Genomic DNA, 17517 nt, shown 5'->3' on the forward strand with positions numbered 1-17517 from the left:
CGTTCCGCGCTCCTCACCATGAGGGTCCTCAGGACGCTTCCGCGAGCGCCTCTTTCGCGTCGGTCTTGATACGCTCGACCATCGAGCGCAGGCCGTTGGAACGCTGCGGCGTCAGATGATCGCGAAAGCCGAACTCGTCGAATACGGCAATGGCGTCGGTCGCAAGAATCTCCTGCGGCGTGCGGCCCGAGTAAAGCGACAGCACGATCGCGACCAGGCCGCGCACGATATGCGCGTCGCTGTCGCCGAGATATTTCAGGATCGGTACGCCGTTATCGCGGTCGACATGCTTGGCGAGCCAGACCTGGCTGACGCAGCCATTCACCTTGTTGGCGACGGAGTGCTCGGCCTCGGACATCGGTTCCAGGGTGCGGCCGAGTTCGATGACGTACCGGTAGCGGTCGTCCCACTCGTCCAGAATCTCGAAATTGTCCCTGATTTCGTCGATCGTCGTCATGCTGGCCCGTGTTCCCGTTCAGGCCAATATAGGTACGCAAGCGCGTGAAATCGATAGGGTTTGGGGGCTAATTCGCTGGCGCAGGCGCCGGGCCGCGCCATTCCAGTGCGAGGTCGCCCTGGGACAGGGTGTCGCGCGGTGCCTCGCTCGAAGCGGTATCGCCTTCGCCGGCCAGCGCGATCGAGCCGGTGTGGTCGGGCGCCTTCTTGTCGGTCTTCTCGAGCTGCTCTTTCTTGTCGTTGATGATCTGGTAGATCTTGCGCGCGCCGTCTTGCGCGCGCTGGCCGATGATGGTCGCGGCCTGTCCGCCGACCTCGCAGGCCGCGGGCTGGCGCTTGCAGAACTGGGTCACGTCGGAGACGGCCGCGGTCGCAGCCTGCACCGCGTCGGCGGCGCCGATCTGCGGCAGCTTGTCCGATTCGGGCGTCTTGTCCCGCGGCAGGAGCACCAGCACCAGCCCGAGCCAGAATATGATGCGAAGCAGAAAGCGCATCTTGCGACCTGTATGTTAGATCCCGCCGCGGCGATCTCCGCGGATGTCGGACCTAGCAACTCTCGATAAATCGCAAGTGATTGCCTTGAGCTTAATTCGCGGAAAATTTACGCAAAAATCTGCGCGAAACGACGGTCTCGTAAATTTTCGATTGACGCCCGTGCCCGTGATTCTGCCGGCACGCGCGTCCACCATTTCGAAACCATGCGGATTACGGTGAAACCCTGTGTTCACCATCCTCGCCGATGACGTCGTCAAATCGCTTAAAAGTCTCCGCGATGACACGGTGTCCGGCGGCGGGCTGCATCGCCTTAGCACTCGTTTAAGGTCGCTCTGACACGGTGGCTCAACGATAAGGAGGCGTTCCGGCGCGTCTTCTCGACGAGTGAGCCGAAGCGCGAGACCCGTGACAGTTTTGAGTATCATCCGCGATTGTCTCGATGCGCTGCTGCATCCTTCCGCGCGTTACGACGCGCTGACGCGAGCGCGCCATCGTGCCTTCATGGCCCCGCGGCTGCTCGGCAGCCTGGCCACCTTTGCCGCATTCCCGGTCTATCTCGCCATGCGCGGCGCGCCGAGCGCGATCGAGGTTGCCGCCTTCGCCTGGCTGATTGCGCCGATCCTGTTGTCCTGGTTCCTGTCGCGCACCGGCCGTTACGAAGGTGCGCATGTGCTGTCGTCGCTGGCGCTCGCGGGCCTGATCATGGCGGTTGCGGTTACGACCGGCGGCATCGAATCATTCGCCGCGATCTGGCTGGTCGTGGTTCCCCTCGAAGCCGCGCTGTCGGCCTCGCGCCGCGTCGCGGCCTTTGCCTCGCTGCTCGCGCTGTCCTGCGCCGGCATCCTGATCCTCGCGAGCCAGCTCGGCTGGCTGCCAATTGGCGACACCAGCGCCGCGGAACGCGGCGTGCTGATGGCGTTCGGCGTCGCATCGGCGACGCTCTATGCCGCAGGCCTCGCCTTCGGCGCGGAATCGCTCGCGCGCACCAGCGTTGCGCTGCTGTCGCGTGAAGAAGAGCGTTACCGCCTCCTGGCGCGCAACATGAGCGACGTCATCTCGCGGCATCAGCGCAACGGCGCGGTGCAGTTCATCTCACCGGCGGCGGAAACCATGCTCGGCATGCCCGTCGCGCAACTGCTCGGCCACGGCCTGTTCGATCGCGTCCATGTCGCCGATCGCCCGGCGTATCTGACGGCGCTGTCCGATGCCGCGCGCGGCGACGTGCGCAGCGTCGAGTTCCGGTTGCGCAGGGAGCCTGTCGGCTCGGAGCGTGGCCAGGTTGATTTCATCTGGGTCGAGATGCGCTGCCGCCCGCTGGATCAGGATATGGGACGTGATGCCACGCGTGAGGCCGATGTCGTCGCCGTGATGCGCGACGTCACCGACCGCAAGATCGGGGAACAGGCGCTCGATCAGGCGCGCAGCGCTACAGAGGCGGCCGATGCCGCCAAGACGCGCTTCCTCGCCACCATGAGCCATGAGCTGCGCACGCCACTCAACGCCATCATCGGCTTTTCCGAGATGATCGCGCAGGAGCAGACCTTGATGCTGAGCGCGGCCCAGCGGAGGGAATACGCCCAGCTCATCAACGATTCCGGCCAGCATCTGCTCTCGGTCGTCAACGGCATCCTGGACATGTCCAAGATGGAAGCGGGCAATTTCGAGATTGCGTCCGAACCGTTCGCGCCGCGTGCATCACTGATGCATTGCTGCAATCTGCTGGCGCTGAAGGCGCGGGAAAACGGCGTCGACCTCGTCACCGATGCGCCGCAGGACCTGCCCGTGATGACCGGCGATCCGCGCGCCTTCAAGCAGATCGTGCTCAACCTCGTCGCCAACGCCGTCAAGTTCACCGAGCGCGGCGGTCAGGTCACCGTAACAGCCACGGTGTCGGGCTCGCAGCTTGCGCTGCGCATCAGCGACACCGGAATCGGCATTGCGCCCCACGATCTCAAGCGCATCGGTGCGCCGTTCTTCCAGGCCGGCAAGACCTATCAGCGCCGTCACGAAGGCACCGGCCTCGGACTTTCGATCGTGAAGAGCCTCGTGGCGTTGCATCTCGGCGAATTGACGGTACAAAGCAGGCTCGGCGAGGGCACCGCCGTCACCGTCAAGCTGCCGCTCGTCTACATGCCGCCGCAAGCCAAGACTACTGATGGCAAGACTACTGATGGCAAGATGTCTGATGGCAAGATGTCCGATAGCAAGGCGAGCGAGAGCAACATCGCGACCTTGACGCCGGTGCTGCGCCAGGAACTTCAGGAACATCCTCACGACCAAGTTCAGGACCAACCCGCTCTGGTGAAGAAAAGTGCCTAAGAAGTCTGCCAAGGACGAAGCCGCTCCGCGCCGCCGTGGCGCCAAGGCCGCGGTCATCGACGTCGAGACCGAGCGCAACCTCGTGCTGCGCGTGCTGCTGCATAGCCCCAAGGATACGCTGGCCGGTCTCGTCGCCGTTGCTGCCGTCGGCGCGATCGTTGCCAATGCGCTGTTCCTCCAGACCGGCCGGCATCCGGCGCCGATGTTCGGCACCGTGATCAATCTTCCCGCGCCGTCGTCGCTGCCGCTGTCGAACCCCTTGCCCCGTCCGCGTCCCGTCGGCGCCGATACCTCGCCGCTCGAGCCGAGAGCGACGGAGTTTCGTGCCGAGCCCAAACCTGCGGAGCGCGTCGCCGAGAAGGCGCCGGAGAAGCCCGTCGAAGCGACCGCATCGACTCCGCGCTCGGGCGATCCCATGACCAATCTGGTCAAGCAAACGATTTCGGCGCCGCCGTCCGCCGCCATCGCGCGTCCGCCGGCGCCGATTCCCGTGCAGCAGAGCCCGGCCGCGCGGCGTATCGCCGGCGTGCAGCGCGCGCTGTCCGAATACGGCTACGGCAATTTGAAGATCACGGGCGCCATGGGCGGCGAGACCCAGTCCGCGATCCAGAAATTCGAGCGCGAGCACAAGATGCAGGTCACCGGTCAGGTCTCCGACCGCCTGCTCCGCGAGCTCGGCGCCGCGATCGGCCATCCCGTCGAATAGTCGTTACGCTTCGCCGAGACCGAAGCCTGAAGGCTGGTGCTGATTGCAGCGCTGGCCTATCGTGCGCTCCATGCGTTTGAAATCAAACATCTGGGTCTCAGCTTATCTGCGCCGGTGCCAGACCGAGGGCGTGTTCGGCGCGGTGCGCCGCCGCGGCGCGGAGGAGGCGGGCGCGGTGTTCGTGAAGGTATCGCTGCTCGATGGCAATGCGATGCTCTACGTGCCCGCGCCGCAGACCGTCTATGACGACGGCCGACCCGTCGATCGCTTCTTCGTGCCGCTTGCTCCGCAGCCCTTGCCGGAGCACACCGTCGAGGAACGGCTGACCAAGGAAATCCGCTTCGACTCGGACGTCTGGATCGTCGAGACCGAAGACCGCGCCGGGCGACACTTTCTCGAGCTGGCGAAGACCTGATGCGGGCGCGATAATTGTTGCTTGCTTCGATGTGGCCGCGGGCTCCCTCAACCTCTCCCGCAGGCGGGAGAGGCAGCACCGCCTCCTTGGCCATGAACCGAGTCCTATCGTCTTCTAGCGATCCGATGATCCGCCGCTACCCGTCCGCACCGCAGGCGCGGAGCCGGGCTGCACGCCCGGCCGCGTCTGGCTTGCGCCGGCACGCGCGCGCTGACGCTCGCTGTCGTGCAGCGACGGCTGGTACTTTGCGCGGGTGACGGCGAGCGTCGAGCCGCGCCAGGCGGCCAGCATCACCAGCGCCGAGCGATCGCCGAGGCGATCGTAGAGCCGCGACAGCCGGTACACGTCGGTCACGGAGTTGCCGATCTCCGGCTTGAAGAACAGCAAGATGCGCTGGAACACCGGGCTCGGCATGTCGAGCGCGCGCGCAGCGACCGCAAGCGCTTCGCCGCTTGCATCGTCGACGATCTGGGCCGCAACGCGCGAGGGCAGGATCAGGCTGTCGCCGAGCTCGAAGGTGAAATTCTCGACATCGCCCGCGATCGCCGCCATCTCCAGGATCTGGATCGCGCGCTTGGCGCGCACGGTCGGAATCCGCGGCGCGGCCTTCATGGGGGTCTGTGCCAGATTGTGCAGGATCAGCGCGCGCTCCGAGGCGCCGGCGCGGAAGAACATGTCGTGGATATCGGCCGCGTCCTTTGGCTGCATCGCCATGTTCGAGGCCATGCGCTGCTCGGCGTCGGTTGGCGTACGAACCGGCGAGGGGGCAGGCGGGGATGCCGGGATTTCACGCGCGAGCGGAACCCTGCGGCCCTCCTGCGCGGCCGACAGTCCGAGCTTCTGCATGATCGGGGTGGGCGTCGACGGATAGATCGCCAGCCGCGCCTTGACGGCCGCGCGCGTCGCGTCGTCGACCTGGTCGATCAGCCGTGTGGCGAGCTCGATGAACTGGCGCTGCTCGTCGTCGCTGTGGGTGCTCGACTGAACATAGAGATCGGTCAGCACGCGCAGCAGCGTCGGACGAACATCGACGCCTTCGCGACGGGAGAGGGTCATCAGCCCGTCGAATCCTGGAAACAGCGACTTGGTCATGGAGAGATACGCGACCTGGAAAAGATACTCGCCGTCAGCCTATCGCGGGCTCCTTTAAAGGCTCGTTAAGGAAAACGAGGCGTGAAGCCGAACGTGGGTTTTGAAGCATTCTCGTGCCGCAACGGGACGGCGGGTCCGGCCCGTGCGGTTACGGTCCGGCCGGGACGTTTACACCCCGTTAACCATGAACTGATCTTAATGATCCCATGTTGCAGAGGCGCGCCGGGTCGCGCGGCAATTGAAGAGAGCTGATATGGGGACCATCATCGAATTTCCGGCCGGTCGCCGGGTGGGCGCGTCGGGAGACGTGGCTCCGCGCGCGGGCATGGGAACGATTCTGATCCTCCCCGTGATCCGCATCGAGCGCGAGAGCGACGAAACCAGCGGCGATCACGGGCCGGAGCAGGGCACAGCGCCGGGGCGCCGTCGTCGTCGCCGCTGACTTTCGGCCTTTGCAATGCCGGAAAATCTCCGCCAGATCCGCACCGTCGTATCGGCGATCGTGCTCGCGCTGCTGGGCGCGACGCTCGCCGGCTGTAGCGGCGGCGATTTCGGCCGGACCCGCGCCGACATGCGCAGCGACGACATGCATCGCTGGCTTGGCGCCGAAGTCACCTCCAGCGTCGGCCTGAAGCCGTCGCAATTCCAGCTCACCGACGAAGAGCGCCAGCTTCGCGACCTCGCCTATCCCCTGATCGAGCCGCCGCTGTCGCGGCCCGCCTGGAAGAGCGTGTTCGGCGACTACAAGGCGCTGCCCTCGCCCTGGCGGCAAAAGATCGTGTTCGACCGTACCATGTACGGACGCACGCTGATCGACGAGCCGCACCGTTCGCATTCCTCGCGCTATGCGCAGCTGATCGAGGACGTGCGCAACGACATCACCCGCTTCGAGCCGTTCTTCGGCTCCGCGATCCGCGTCATCGACCTCGACAAGAAGCGCAACGCCAGCATGACGCGCGTCTCCGCCCTCTCGCCGAAGGAGAAGGAGGACGCGATCGAGCGCATGCAGGAGAATTCGCTGATCATCCAGTGGGTGCAGCAGTGCCTCGAGCAGCGCGTCTCGTCCTATCGGTGGGGTCTGGAGCGGCTGGTGATCCAGGCGCCCGACGGCATGGCCGCCGATGCCGATCGCCTGATCGGCGAACTCGCCGCCCAGACCGCCAACCCGCCGGTTGCGGCACAGCCGCCCTACGGCCGCGCGGTCGTCTCCAAGGGCTGATCATTTTACCGCTGCGCGCCGGCGCTTGATTCCATCGGGCTTGGCGCGCTGCTTCTGAAGCTTCCCGACAAAATCCTTCAGCGCGTCCGTCAGCGGCACCGAGGCACGGTAGGCGAGCCCGACCTCGCGCTTGACCTTGACCTCGATCTCGCGCACGGCGACGTCGGGATGGCCGCGCGCCACGCCCTCGGGGACGATGGCGATGCCGACGCCGGCGGCGACCAGCGCCATGGCCCAGTCTTCCGATTGCGCAATCGCCGCGGTCTGGCGCCGCTGCGCGGTGCGGCCGAAGAATTCGCTTTGCTCGCAATGGCAGCGGTCGATCAGCGCAGCGTCAGCGAGATCGGCGGTGTGCCCGATTTCCCGCATGCCGCGATTCACGTCCATCGCGCCGAATACGACATGGCGGTGCTGCGCAAGCCGGCGCCGCCCGAGGGGCGCTATGTCACCGGACAGTGGAGCCACGGACCGCGCTGGACATTCTACGAGGAGCCTGGCGAAGACTGGTTCGGCTTCAAGGGCGTGCGCGCCCTCGGCGACACGGAAGGCGACATCCTGATGATCCCGCTCGCCGGCCATACCCTCGGCCATTGCGGTGTCGCGGTGCGGTCAGGTGACACATGGCTGCTGCACGCCGGCGACAGCTATTTCCATCACGGCCAGCTCGATGCATCGCCGCGCATGCCGCTGATGCTGGGCTATTTCCAGCGTCGCGCCGACATCGACCGCAGCCTGCGGATCGCCAACCAGGCGCGACTGCGCGCGCTGAAGCTGAACAACGGCGACCGCGTCACGATCGTCAACAGCCACGATCCCGTCGATTACGAGCGTTGCCGGTGCGGCGCGCATTGATCGTGCGCCCGTCAGCGCTGCCCATCGTGCACGGAGATCGCGGACGCCGCGAGGCCCCCGATGCGCGCGTGAGGGCGGCCGCCGGTCGCCATCGCAAGCCCGAAGGCGATCTCGTCACGCCGTGGCGCGTCCCACAGCGTCATCTCCGCCGTGCCGAAATGGCTGCGGACATAGGCGGCGTGGATATGGCCGAGCGGGACCATCAGGCGCGTGCCCGGGCCTCCGATGGTCTTTGCCGCCGGGACGATCGCTTTGGGCTGCCCCAGCACCTCGCGCATGCCGTGGCCGCCGGCCTCGTGCCAGACCGCGCCGTGCTCGAGCTCGCCGTCCTCGCCGACGATGATGCCCTTGCCATAGGCTTCGACGTGCGAGGCGCCGCCGAGCTGCGCGATCAGCCGCGTTGCGAGCTCGCGCCCGAGCTCGCGCAAGGATGCCTGAAACGGCATCAGATCAGGTTCGAAGCGGCCCGCGAAGGGATTGCGGATCACCGCAACGGCCGTCCCGACCAGCAGCGGCTTTTCCAGCCGGGGACCGCGCTCGTGCCAGACCGTCTCGACGCTGAGCGCGGTCTTGCGGATGTCATAGGAGATGTCTTCGGACGACATGCGTGGCTCTAGGCTTCGTCGACGACGGGATTGCGCAGCACGCCGATCTTCTCGATCTCGACCTCGACCACGTCGCCGGGCTTGAGGAAGACCGGCGGCTTGCGAGTGAAGCCGACGCCCGCTGGCGTGCCAGTGGCGATGACGTCGCCGGGAACGAGGTCGAAAATGGTCGAGCTGTACTCGATCAGCCGCGGGATCGAGAAGATCAGCATCGAGGTGTCGGAGGACTGCACCACCGCGCCGTTGACGCGCGTCTCGAGCTTCAATTTGGTGGGATCGCCGATCTCGTCCGGCGTGACCAGCCACGGTCCGAACGGACCGGTGCCGACGAAGTTCTTGCCGGAGGCGATCTGCTGGGCGTGACGCTGCCAGTCGCGCACGCTGACGTCGTTGTAGATCGAGTAGCCCGCTACGTGATCCCAGGCGTCGGCCTGGCTGATGTGACGGCCGCCCTTGCCGATGACGACGGCAAGCTCGCCCTCCCAGTCGAAATTGTCCGAGACCTTCGGCCGGATCACCGGCGCGTTGTGCGCGACCTGGGAGCGCCAGACCCGGAGGAAGATCGGCGGAAATTCCGTGATCTCGCGCTTCATGCCGAACGCCACGGCTTCATTGTGGTGGTCGAGATAATTGCGCACGGCGCAGACGATCTTCTCGGGGCGCGGGATCACCGGAAGATATTTGACGTCGCTGAGCGCCATCGTGGGCTTGTGCCCGGCGACAACGGCCTCGCGCCGCGAATAGTCATCGCTGCCGAGGAAGTCCGCGAGGGTCGGGTACTGGGGCAGGGCGCGGCCGAGATCCACGACACCATTTTCGACAACGGCGCCCCAGCTTTCCCGATTTCCGTCCAAGAACGACAGCAGCTTCATGGTTTCGCCCCAAAGGTTGGTATTTTCGATCTTATCTATTATTTTCGAAAATACGGCGGGGCGCAAGCCCACGGCGCGAAAAAGCCGGTGCCGCCTATTCGGGATCGAGCAGGTGCCCGGCGTAGGTCGCGACGTTGTGGGCGGTCGAGCGGATATGCGTCTCGATCAGTTGCACCGCGAGATCCGGATTGCGCGAGATGGCGGCCTGCATGATCGCCTGGTGCTCGCCGGCCTTGTCGCGCGGGCGCGGCCGGAAATTGGCCGACAGATGCCGATAGCGCTCGGCGCGATCGAACAGCTCGGCGCGAATGGCGAGAAGGGTCGCGGAGCCGCAGGCGGACACCAGCGCCTGGTGGAATTGGCGGTGGGCGATCTTCCATTCGGGATCGCGCAGCGGATGTTCGGGATCGCGCTGCTCGATTCGCTTCAATCTGTGCAGCGTCGAGATAACGGCGATTTCCCAATCGTCGTCGCCCCGCTCGATCGCGCGGCGGATCAATTCCACCTCGATCAGCACCCGCGCATCGGTGACCTCCACCAGATCCTGGCGGCTGACCGGCGCCACGCGAAATCCACGCTGCTCCTGCGCGTCGACCAGGCCTTCGGCGGCGAGCGCCGTCAGCGCCTCGCGCAGCGTCGTGAAGCTGACGCCGAATCGTTCGCGCAGCACGTCGAACCGCAGCGGCTCGCCTGGTGCCAGGCCGCAGGCAATGATCTCCTCGCGCAGCCGATGGGTGATGTCGGCGGCGATGGTCTTGCCGAATTCCTTGCGAGGGCGAGTGGCGCTGTCGGGCATGGTTTCTGCCGTTGAATCGATGGCTCAAGATGCCGCGCCAACGAGCATCTTGCAATAATTTTCGTAAAGGATATTATTTTCGAAAATATGGTTCGGGAGGCGTGTGACATCATGAGAGCGGTGCTGGTGCGTCAACCGGGTGGGCCGGACGCACTCGAATTGGTCGAGCTTCCGGTGCCTGTGCCCGGGCCTGGCCAAGTGCAAATCCGGGCCGAGGCATTCGGCGTGGGGCAGCCCGATGTGCTGATCCGGCGCGGCGTCTACAAATGGATGCCGCCGCTGCCGGCCAATCCCGGCAATGATGTCGCGGGCCGCATTGCCGCGCTCGGGGCAGGCGTCGAGGATTTTGCGATCGGCCAGAAGGTGCTGCTGAGCGCGCGCGATCTGTCGCAGCGCGGCGGCTGCTACGCCGACTATGTGGTCGCGCCCGTGGACGCCATTCATGCGCTGCCCGACAATGTCGATCTGCAAGCGGCCGTGTGCCTGTCGAACTACCAGGTGGCCTACGCGCTGCTGCACGAGTGCCGCCATCCGCGCGCACCGGCGAGCGTGCTGGTGATCGGCGCGGCGGGCGGCGTCGGCACCGCGCTGGTGCAACTCGCCAAGCTCGCGCAGATCAATGTCATCGGCACGGTCTCCACCGAAGAGAAGGCCGCGTTCGCACGGGGCAACGGCGCCGATCATGTCATCTACTACCGCCGCGAGGATGTGGTGGCGCGGACCCGCGAGCTGACCAACGGCGAGGGCGTCGGCCTCGTGCTCGATCACGTCTGCGGGCCGGAGTTCACGGGCTATCTCGGCGCGCTCGGCAAATGGGGGACGCTGCTGTCGTACAACGCCTTCGCCGGATTGCCGGAAGAAAACCTGATGGCGGCGATGCGCGACCATCTCGACATCTGCCCGGCGATACGCTGCTTCTCCTTCCACATCTACGACCACGATCGCGACGGGCGTCGCGCGCTCATGCGCAACGTGATCGACGCGCTGAGCCGCAATGCGATCAAGCCGGCGATCTCGGCGGTTCTGAAGCTCGACGAGGTCAGGCAGGGCCACACGCTGCTCGAGCAGGGCTCCGCGCTCGGCAAGATCATCATGACGCCATGACGGGATGGATCGCACGATGACGATACAAGCACCCATCGCACGCTTCACCCGGCTCCGGCACGCGAGCTTTGCCTCGCCCGATTCAGAGCGCTTGCTCGACTATTACCGCGCCGTGATCGGTCTCGGCCTTGTCGGCCGCGACGAAAACCGCATCTTCCTCGCCAACGATTCCGAGCAGCTTTCGCTGGTGATCGGGCCCGGCGACGCGGCGCTGACGAGCATCGGCTTCGAGATATCTCCTGAGGTCGAGATCGAGGCGCTGGGCGCCGCGCTGAAGCAGGCCGACCTGCGGCCCGAGCTGCGAAGCGATCCCCTCCCTGGCGTTTCCAAATTGCTGTCGTTCAGCGATCCCGAAGGCACGCGCTTCGAGCTGATCCAGGGCTGGACGCCGACGCCCGCGCAGGAGCGGATCGGTGCACTTGCCGTCACCAAGCTCGGCCATGTCGCCCTTCGCACGCCCGATCCGCGCGCGGCCTCGGAGTTCTACGCCAACGTCATGGGCCTGCGGGTCTCCGACTGGATCGAGGACCGCTTCGTCTTCATGCGCAGCGGCCATGAACATCACACGCTGAATTTTGCCCGCGCGCCCGGCCATGGCCTGCATCATGTCGCGTTCGAGCTGCGGGGGCCGACCCACATGCAGCAGGCTTGCGACCATCTCGCCCGGCACAAGCTCCCCGTTCTCTGGGGACCGGTACGCCACGGCCCCGGCCACAACACAGCGATCTATCATCGCAATCCCGACGGGCATCTGGTCGAGCTGTTCCACGACCTCGACCGCATGACCGACGAAGAGCTCGGCTATTTCGAGCCGCGTCCCTGGCATCGCGATCGACCGCAGCGACCAAAAGTCTGGGTCGGCCTGCCGCGCGACGTCTGGGGCATGCCGCCATCGCCTGAATGCACGGAGTTCGCCCGCTAGCGGATTCAAACTCGACTTGAAGAACGCCGCCTCGCTGCGGCCAACGACATAACAATCAAAAGGGAGGACGCATCCATGCGACGGATGAAGCGGCTTGCTGCGGCGATTTTTCTGCTTGGCAGTTTTCTTGGCGTTTTTCTTGGCGGTTGTCTCGCAACGACCCCGGCGTCGGCGGACAATTATCCGTCGCGCCCGATCCGGCTGCTGCATGGATTTGCCGCCGGCGGCGCGGCCGACACGCTGTCGCGCATCATCGCCGACGGGCTCTCGAAAAAGCTCGGGCAGCCGATCATCGTCGAGGCCAAGCCTGGCGCCGGCGGTAACATCGCCGCGGATGCCGTCGCGAAAGCGGCGCCCGACGGCTACACGATCGGGCTCGTCACCGGCGCTCACGCGATTTCCGCGGCGACCTACAAGAGCCTCGCCTATCAGCCGGCCGAGAGTTTCGAGATGATCTCGACGCTGGTCTATTACGCGCTCGTCATCGCCGTGCGCAGCGATTATCCGGCAAAATCGCTGGGGGAGCTTATTGCCATGGCAAAGCAGAAGCCCGGTTCGCTCAGCTTCGGATCGGTCGGTTTCGGCAGCACGCATCATCTTGCAGGAGAGCTGCTGAACGCAGCCGCCGGCGTCGAGATCGTGCACGTGCCTTATCGCGGCGATTCTCAATCCGTCACCGCGCTGCTCGGCGGAGAGGTTCCGGTGATCGTCGGCACGCCCGTCCTGCTCGCCCCGCAGATCCAGGGCGGTGCGATCCGCGGCCTGGCAGTGACCTCGCCGACGCGCACCGCATTGTTGCCCGACGTGCCGACGGTTCAGGAAGCCGGTATCAAGGGATATGGCGTGCGTACCTGGGCCGGCCTCTTGGCCCCGAAGGGAACGCCACCCGCCATCACGGCCGCACTCAATGCGGCGACGCTCGACGCACTGGGGGACCCCGACCTCAAGCAGCGTCTGGAGACCGCCGTCGGCGGCGAGGTCCGCGGCAGCTCGCCGGAGGAGATGAAGAAGCTGATCGAGACCGAGATCAGCAAATGGACCAGCGTGGTGGAACGGGCGAAGATCCCGAAGATCTGATCGCAGGTGAGACAGGTCATGTCAGCCTATCGCGCTTCGACCACCTCGCCATCCTCTTTTACGAACCGGCCGACGGGATGGTCCAGGAGATCGATGACGGCTTCCGAGGGCCGGCACAAGCGTGTGCCCTTGGGCGTCACCACGATCGGACGGTTGATCAGGATGGGGTGCGCGAGCATCTGGTCGATCAGCTCGTCATCGGACCATTTCGGGTCGTCGAGGCCGAGATCGCGATAGGGCGTGCCTTTCTCCCGCAGCAGCGCGCGGGCGGAGATGCCCATGGCCTTGACCAGTTCGACGAGCTTTTCGCGGGATGGCGGCGTCTTCAGATATTCGATCACGACGGGCTCGACGCCGCTCTGCCGGATCATCGCCAGCGTGTTGCGCGAGGTGCCGCAGGCGGGGTTGTGATAGATCGTGACGCTCATCGGGTGGTCTCCGCGATTGGAACAGGGCCGGCCGCGCGGGAGTGTCCGAGCAGCCAATTCATCAGCAGCATGCCGACGAACGCTCCGCAGAGCTCAGCAAGGATGAACCCGGGCAGGTCAATGGGACGAATGCCCGCGAACGTGTTGGTCAGCGACCTCGCAATGGCCACTGCCGGATTGGCGAACGAGGTCGAGGCCGTGAACCAATAGGCCGCCGTGATGTAAAGGCCCACCAGCCAGGGGACCGACGTCCGCTGAAACCGGATGCCGGCCAGGATCGTCGCGACGAGACCGAAAGCGGCGACGGCTTCGGCGAACCATTGCGGTCCTCCGGTTCGCACCTTCGTCGAGAAATCGAGCAGGGGCAGTCCGAACATCAGATGCGCCGCCATCGTTCCCGCGATGCCGCCGGCGACCTGCGCAATCACATAGAGGGCGGCTTCGTTCACCGGCAGCTCGCGCTTGCCGGTGAAGACGAGGGTGACAGCCGGATTGAAGTGTGCGCCGGAGATCGGACCGAGCACCGTGATCAGGACAACCAGGATCGCGCCGGTCGGCAACGTGTTGCAGAGAAGCGCAAGGGCGACATCCTTGGTCAGCGTTTCCGCCATGATGCCGGAGCCGACCACGGTGGCGACGAGAATGCCTGTGCCAAGCGCTTCGGCCGCGAGGCGGCGCGGAAGGTCGAACTGATCAGGCACAGCTTCGCTCCTTTCGTCTTGGCTTGCAGCAGGCTTGCAGGCTTTCGACGACAGGCTCGCAAACTTCCGGCCGACCGCCGCAGCAATCGCGCAGCAGGAAAACGGCGACGTCGCGAAATTCGCCGAGGTTGGCGCGATAGATGATCGAACGGCTGCGCCGCTCGGAGGTCACGAGCCGCGCGCGCGTCAGGATCGACAGATGCGCAGAGAGCGTGTTCTGGGGCACTTCCAGCAGGCGGGCGAGATCGCCGGCCGCCAGGCCATCAGGCTCGTGCCTGACGAGCGCCCGGAAGGCCTCCAGGCGGGTTGATTGGGACAGGGCGGCCAGCGCCAGAACGGCTTCTTCGGTTTCCATATATCCAGACTTATGGAATTGTCGAGAAGACGTCAATATGGAATCCGCCAGTGTCGTTGCGGCCCGAAGGACGTTATTTCGAACATTCTAGAAATACAGTTGACGGGGATATCCAATCAGGGCATCGTGCGGGTTATGAAGATAGACGACGCAGCAGGACGCCTGGAGGCCTTGGGTAACCGCACGAGGCTTCAGATTTATCGGGCCTTGGTCCGGGCTGGGCAGCCGGGCATGTCCGTCGGCCGCTTGCAGGACAAGCTGAAAATCCCTGCATCGACGCTATCCCATCATATCAAGTCTCTGGTCGCGGTCGGGCTCATCAGTCAGGTCCGCGAATCCACGACGCTCGTCTGCCATGCGAACTACGATTCGATGCGCGGCTTGGTGGATTTCCTGGTGTCGGAGTGCTGTGCGGATGAAGCCGAATGCAAGGATGCCAAAACAGCGGCCTGATTTTTTTTGGCCGAATTATTCGATGATTCTAGAATCATAGGAGGAACGGATGAGCGACGGAAAGACGGTAGCCATCATCGGGGCAGGGCCGGTCGGCCTCGCCGCGGCCGCGCACATGCTCGAACGCGGCATGTCGCCCGTCGTGCTCGAGGCTGGGCCAGAGGCTGGGCACGCTGTCCGCCAGTGGCAGCAGGTTCAGCTCTTCTCGCCGTGGGAATATAACCTCGACAAGGCTGCCGCGCGCCTGCTTGCGCCGACGGGATGGAATTCCCCGGACCCTCAATCCTATCCGACCGGTGGCGAGCTGCTCGATCGTTACTTGACGCCGCTCGCGACGCGAACGCCGCTGCGCGAGGTGATCCGGACATCCAGTCGCGTCTCGGCCATCAGCCGCGTCGGTTTCGACAAGGCGAAGACCAAGGGAAGAGAGCAGGCGCCTTTCGAAATCCGCTATCAGAACGGTAAAGGCCCTGAAATTCTGCGTGCGGACGCCATCATTGATACGTCCGGCACATGGTTCTCGCCTAACCCGGCCGGCCGCAACGGCTTGCCGGCGATCGGCGAGCCTGATTGTGTCGAGCGTGTCGCCTACGGCATGCCGGATGTCCGGGGGGCCGTCCGTTCCAGATATGCAGGCAAGACCGTTGCTGTCCTGGGTGCGGGTCACTCCGCGGTGGGTACGCTCATCGATCTCGTGCATCTCGCGGGCGAAGTGCCGGGCACACAGCCCGTCTGGCTGTTGCGCGGCGCCGATCCCGCGAAGGCTTTTGGCGGCGGCCGGAATGACAAGCTTGCTGCACGCGGAGAACTCGGCAGCGCCTTCGCTGCGCTTGTCGCCTCCGGGAAGATCAAGGTCGTAACCGAGTTCGGCGTCACGCACCTCTCGGAATCCGAAGGCCGCCTCAAGATCGCGGCCGGCTCTGGTTGCGGTGGGCGGAGCGTGATCGTGGACGAGCTGATCGTCTCGACCGGCTTTCGTCCCGAGTTTTCGTTCCTGTCCGAGCTGCGCCTGCGGCTCGATCCCGCCATCGAGGCGCCCGTCGCGCTGGCGCCGCTCATCGATCCCAACGAGCACAGCTGCGGCACGGTCCGCCCCCACGGCGCGCGCGAGCTTTCGCACGATGAGCCGGGCTTCTACATGGCGGGCATGAAGTCGTATGGCCGCGCGCCGACCTTTCTCATGATGACAGGGTATGAGCAGGTCCGCTCGATTGCGGCCGATCTCGCCGGCGACAAGGAAGCCGCGGCAAGGGTCGAGCTCGTGCTGCCGGAAACCGGCGTCTGCACGCGCGGTGGCGTCGAGTCCGCCGTTGCAGCGGGATGCTGCGGCGGTCCGGCGAAGAACGAACCGTCAGCCTGCTGTGCCGCCGATGAATCGGCCAGGAGGGCAGGTGCTGCGGGGTGCGGTTGTTCATGAAGCAGGCCGCTGCGGACCAGGCTGCGAGTCCCCTTCCTGTTGTCCTCGCGCTCGGGACCGCGCAGACCGTTGCGTGGGCGTCGAGCTACTATCTTCCGGCCATCCTGGCTGCGCCGATCGCGCGCGATCTCGGTCTTGCGCCGACTTACGTGTTCGGCGCGCTGTCGGGCGCGCTCGTCATCTCCGGTCTGCTTGGCCCACGCGTGGGGCACGCCATCGACACGTTCGGAGGGCGCAGCCTGCTGGCCATCTCGAACCTCGTCTTTGTCGCGGGTTTGCTCCTGCTGTCCGTGGCCCATGGCGTGGCGGTGCTGATCGCAGCCTGGATACTGCTCGGGATCGGCATGGGCATGGGCCTCTACGAGGCGGCCTTCGCGACGTTGGCTCGCATCTATGGCGCCAATGCACGACGAACCATTACCGGCATCACCCTGATCGCCGGATTCGCCAGCACGCTCGGCTGGCCGCTCACGACGTGGCTCGCTTCGGAGTACGGCTGGCGCGTCGCCTGCCAAATGTGGGCGGCGATCCATATCGGCCTTGCCTTGCCGCTCAATCTCTCGCTGCCGCGCGCCGCTCCATTGGACCAGGAGTCTCGTCCGAGGACGGGCGCGAGCCGACAATCAGGCCGCCAGAGCGAGACCTTCGCAATGGTGGTGCTTGCCTACATGTTGGCTGCGACAAGTTTTGTCAGTTCCGGCGTGTCGGCCATCCTGCCGACGATGCTGGTCGCATTCGGGGCGACGCCGGCCGAAGCCTTGGTCGCAGGAGCGCTGATCGGGCCTGCGCAAGTTGGCGCCCGCCTCCTGGAGGCTGGATGGCTCGGCCGGTTTCATCCGCTGCTTTCGACCAGGCTGGCCATCCTCATGAATCCGCTCGGCATCGTCGCGTTGGTCGCAGGAGGTCCCTTCCTCGCGCCGGTGTTCGCGGTGCTGTATGGAGCCGGCAACGGCATCATCACCATCGCCCGAGGGACGCTCCCACTGGCGCTGTTTGGGCCGGTGGGATTCGGCAGGCGTGTCGGGATGATCTCGCTTCCGTCCCGGGCGACAGGCGCTCTCGCGCCGCTCGCACTCGGATTGATGGTGGAACATATCGGCAGCAGCGCGCTATGGATCAGCGCACTGGCCTCGATCTCCGCGTTCTTCGCGCTCCTGCTGCTTCGTACAGAGCAGGCAACATCAAAGCCGATTCAGGCGGGAGGACAGCATTCGTAACTTGAGCGGTCGGTCT

At 65.4% G+C, this 17517-nt stretch carries 22 protein-coding genes; 12 read left to right on the forward strand and 10 right to left on the reverse strand.

Features of this window, described 5'->3' with window-relative positions; translation table 11 throughout:
- Positions 1–28 precede the first annotated feature (28 nt).
- Together QCM77_RS30170 and QCM77_RS30175 are read right to left on the reverse strand one after the other, a co-directional pair.
- Positions 29–457: a SufE family protein gene (locus tag QCM77_RS30170; RefSeq protein ID WP_279665064.1), complete on the reverse strand. Its 429-nt coding sequence runs from the start codon at positions 455–457 to the stop codon at positions 29–31.
- Positions 458–524: 67 nt separating this feature from the next.
- The gene (locus QCM77_RS30175) at positions 525–950 is read right to left on the reverse strand and encodes a DUF5330 domain-containing protein (protein WP_279686030.1); all 426 of its coding nucleotides are present in this window, start codon (positions 948–950) and stop codon (positions 525–527) included.
- Between the two features lie 406 nt (positions 951–1356).
- Here QCM77_RS30175 and QCM77_RS30180 point away from each other — a divergent pair, with 406 nt between their 5' ends.
- From QCM77_RS30180 to QCM77_RS30190, 3 genes are all read left to right on the forward strand, one after another.
- Positions 1357–3270, forward strand: a complete 1914-nt coding sequence (locus QCM77_RS30180) for a PAS domain-containing sensor histidine kinase (protein WP_279686031.1) — start codon at positions 1357–1359, stop codon at positions 3268–3270.
- Entirely contained in the window at positions 3263–3976 is a 714-nt protein-coding gene (locus tag QCM77_RS30185; protein ID WP_279686033.1) for a peptidoglycan-binding domain-containing protein, read from the forward strand. The genes QCM77_RS30180 and QCM77_RS30185 overlap by 8 nt, the downstream gene beginning before the upstream one ends.
- Positions 3977–4046: 70 nt before the next feature.
- On the forward strand, positions 4047–4391 hold the full coding sequence (locus QCM77_RS30190; RefSeq protein WP_279665071.1) for a DUF1491 family protein: 345 nt from the start codon (positions 4047–4049) through the stop codon (positions 4389–4391).
- 114 nt (positions 4392–4505) lie between these two features.
- Here the strand turns inward: QCM77_RS30190 and QCM77_RS30195 are convergent, their stop codons facing one another.
- Positions 4506–5483 (reverse strand): DUF2336 domain-containing protein, encoded by a 978-nt coding sequence (locus QCM77_RS30195; protein ID WP_279686035.1) that lies wholly within the window; start codon positions 5481–5483, stop codon positions 4506–4508.
- 253 nt (positions 5484–5736) lie between these two features.
- Here QCM77_RS30195 and QCM77_RS30200 point away from each other — a divergent pair, with 253 nt between their 5' ends.
- Positions 5737–5925 carry a hypothetical protein gene (locus QCM77_RS30200; RefSeq protein ID WP_279665074.1) on the forward strand — a complete coding sequence of 63 codons (189 nt, stop codon included), beginning with the start codon at positions 5737–5739 and terminating at the stop codon, positions 5923–5925.
- Between the two features lie 15 nt (positions 5926–5940).
- Positions 5941–6702: a hypothetical protein gene (locus QCM77_RS30205; RefSeq protein WP_279665076.1), complete on the forward strand. Its 762-nt coding sequence runs from the start codon at positions 5941–5943 to the stop codon at positions 6700–6702.
- Here QCM77_RS30205 and QCM77_RS30210 read toward each other — a convergent pair whose 3' ends face one another.
- Positions 6703–7089: a LysR substrate-binding domain-containing protein gene (locus QCM77_RS30210; protein WP_279686036.1), complete on the reverse strand. Its 387-nt coding sequence runs from the start codon at positions 7087–7089 to the stop codon at positions 6703–6705.
- Here QCM77_RS30210 and QCM77_RS30215 point away from each other — a divergent pair.
- On the forward strand, positions 7054–7554 hold the full coding sequence (locus QCM77_RS30215; RefSeq protein ID WP_279686037.1) for an MBL fold metallo-hydrolase: 501 nt from the start codon (positions 7054–7056) through the stop codon (positions 7552–7554). The two genes, QCM77_RS30210 and QCM77_RS30215, sit on opposite strands and share 36 nt — an antisense overlap.
- Positions 7555–7565: 11 nt before the next feature.
- Here the strand turns inward: QCM77_RS30215 and QCM77_RS30220 are convergent, their stop codons facing one another.
- From QCM77_RS30220 to QCM77_RS30230, 3 genes are all read right to left on the reverse strand, one after another.
- The gene (locus tag QCM77_RS30220; protein ID WP_279686038.1) at positions 7566–8159 is read right to left on the reverse strand and encodes an amino acid synthesis family protein; all 594 of its coding nucleotides are present in this window, start codon (positions 8157–8159) and stop codon (positions 7566–7568) included.
- Positions 8160–8167: 8 nt separating this feature from the next.
- Entirely contained in the window at positions 8168–9031 is an 864-nt protein-coding gene (locus tag QCM77_RS30225; RefSeq protein ID WP_279686039.1) for a fumarylacetoacetate hydrolase family protein, read from the reverse strand.
- A 94-nt stretch (positions 9032–9125) separates the two neighbouring features.
- Positions 9126–9827, reverse strand: a complete 702-nt coding sequence (locus tag QCM77_RS30230; RefSeq protein WP_279686040.1) for a GntR family transcriptional regulator — start codon at positions 9825–9827, stop codon at positions 9126–9128.
- Between the two features lie 111 nt (positions 9828–9938).
- On the opposite strand from QCM77_RS30230, the gene QCM77_RS30235 reads away from it, so the two are divergent.
- The 3 genes from QCM77_RS30235 to QCM77_RS30245 all read left to right on the forward strand — a co-directional run bounded on the left by QCM77_RS30235 (position 9939) and on the right by QCM77_RS30245 (position 12930).
- Complete coding sequence (locus tag QCM77_RS30235) at positions 9939–10931, forward strand: zinc-dependent alcohol dehydrogenase family protein (RefSeq protein ID WP_279686041.1); 993 nt, start codon at positions 9939–9941, stop codon at positions 10929–10931.
- Between the two features lie 16 nt (positions 10932–10947).
- Complete coding sequence (locus QCM77_RS30240; protein WP_279686042.1) at positions 10948–11853, forward strand: VOC family protein; 906 nt, start codon at positions 10948–10950, stop codon at positions 11851–11853.
- Between the two features lie 75 nt (positions 11854–11928).
- Positions 11929–12930: a tripartite tricarboxylate transporter substrate binding protein gene (locus QCM77_RS30245; RefSeq protein ID WP_279686043.1), complete on the forward strand. Its 1002-nt coding sequence runs from the start codon at positions 11929–11931 to the stop codon at positions 12928–12930.
- A gap of 26 nt (positions 12931–12956) precedes the next feature.
- Here QCM77_RS30245 and arsC read toward each other — a convergent pair whose 3' ends face one another.
- Genes arsC through QCM77_RS30260 form a run of 3 tightly spaced genes read right to left on the reverse strand, consistent with a single transcriptional unit; the run spans position 12957 to position 14414 of the window.
- Positions 12957–13358, reverse strand: a complete 402-nt coding sequence (gene arsC / locus QCM77_RS30250) for an arsenate reductase (glutaredoxin) (RefSeq protein WP_279665086.1) — start codon at positions 13356–13358, stop codon at positions 12957–12959.
- Entirely contained in the window at positions 13355–14059 is a 705-nt protein-coding gene (locus tag QCM77_RS30255; protein WP_279686044.1) for an aquaporin, read from the reverse strand. Before QCM77_RS30255 ends, arsC begins: the two co-directional genes overlap by 4 nt.
- Positions 14052–14414 (reverse strand): ArsR/SmtB family transcription factor, encoded by a 363-nt coding sequence (locus tag QCM77_RS30260; protein WP_279686045.1) that lies wholly within the window; start codon positions 14412–14414, stop codon positions 14052–14054. The genes QCM77_RS30255 and QCM77_RS30260 overlap by 8 nt, the downstream gene beginning before the upstream one ends.
- Positions 14415–14549: 135 nt before the next feature.
- Between QCM77_RS30260 and QCM77_RS30265 the strand changes: the two genes are divergently transcribed.
- From QCM77_RS30265 to QCM77_RS30275, 3 genes are read left to right on the forward strand one after another with little or no spacing between them, the layout of a single operon-like run.
- The gene (locus QCM77_RS30265) at positions 14550–14867 is read left to right on the forward strand and encodes an ArsR/SmtB family transcription factor (protein WP_279665090.1); all 318 of its coding nucleotides are present in this window, start codon (positions 14550–14552) and stop codon (positions 14865–14867) included.
- A 49-nt stretch (positions 14868–14916) separates the two neighbouring features.
- Positions 14917–16284 (forward strand): NAD(P)-binding domain-containing protein, encoded by a 1368-nt coding sequence (locus QCM77_RS30270; RefSeq protein WP_279686046.1) that lies wholly within the window; start codon positions 14917–14919, stop codon positions 16282–16284.
- Positions 16281–17501, forward strand: coding sequence for an MFS transporter (locus QCM77_RS30275; protein WP_279686047.1), 1221 nt, complete (start codon positions 16281–16283; stop codon positions 17499–17501). The genes QCM77_RS30270 and QCM77_RS30275 overlap by 4 nt, the downstream gene beginning before the upstream one ends.
- Positions 17502–17517 lie beyond the last annotated feature (16 nt).

The organism is Bradyrhizobium nivariense (genome assembly GCF_029846695.2).
Lineage (GTDB): Bacteria > Pseudomonadota > Alphaproteobacteria > Rhizobiales > Xanthobacteraceae > Bradyrhizobium.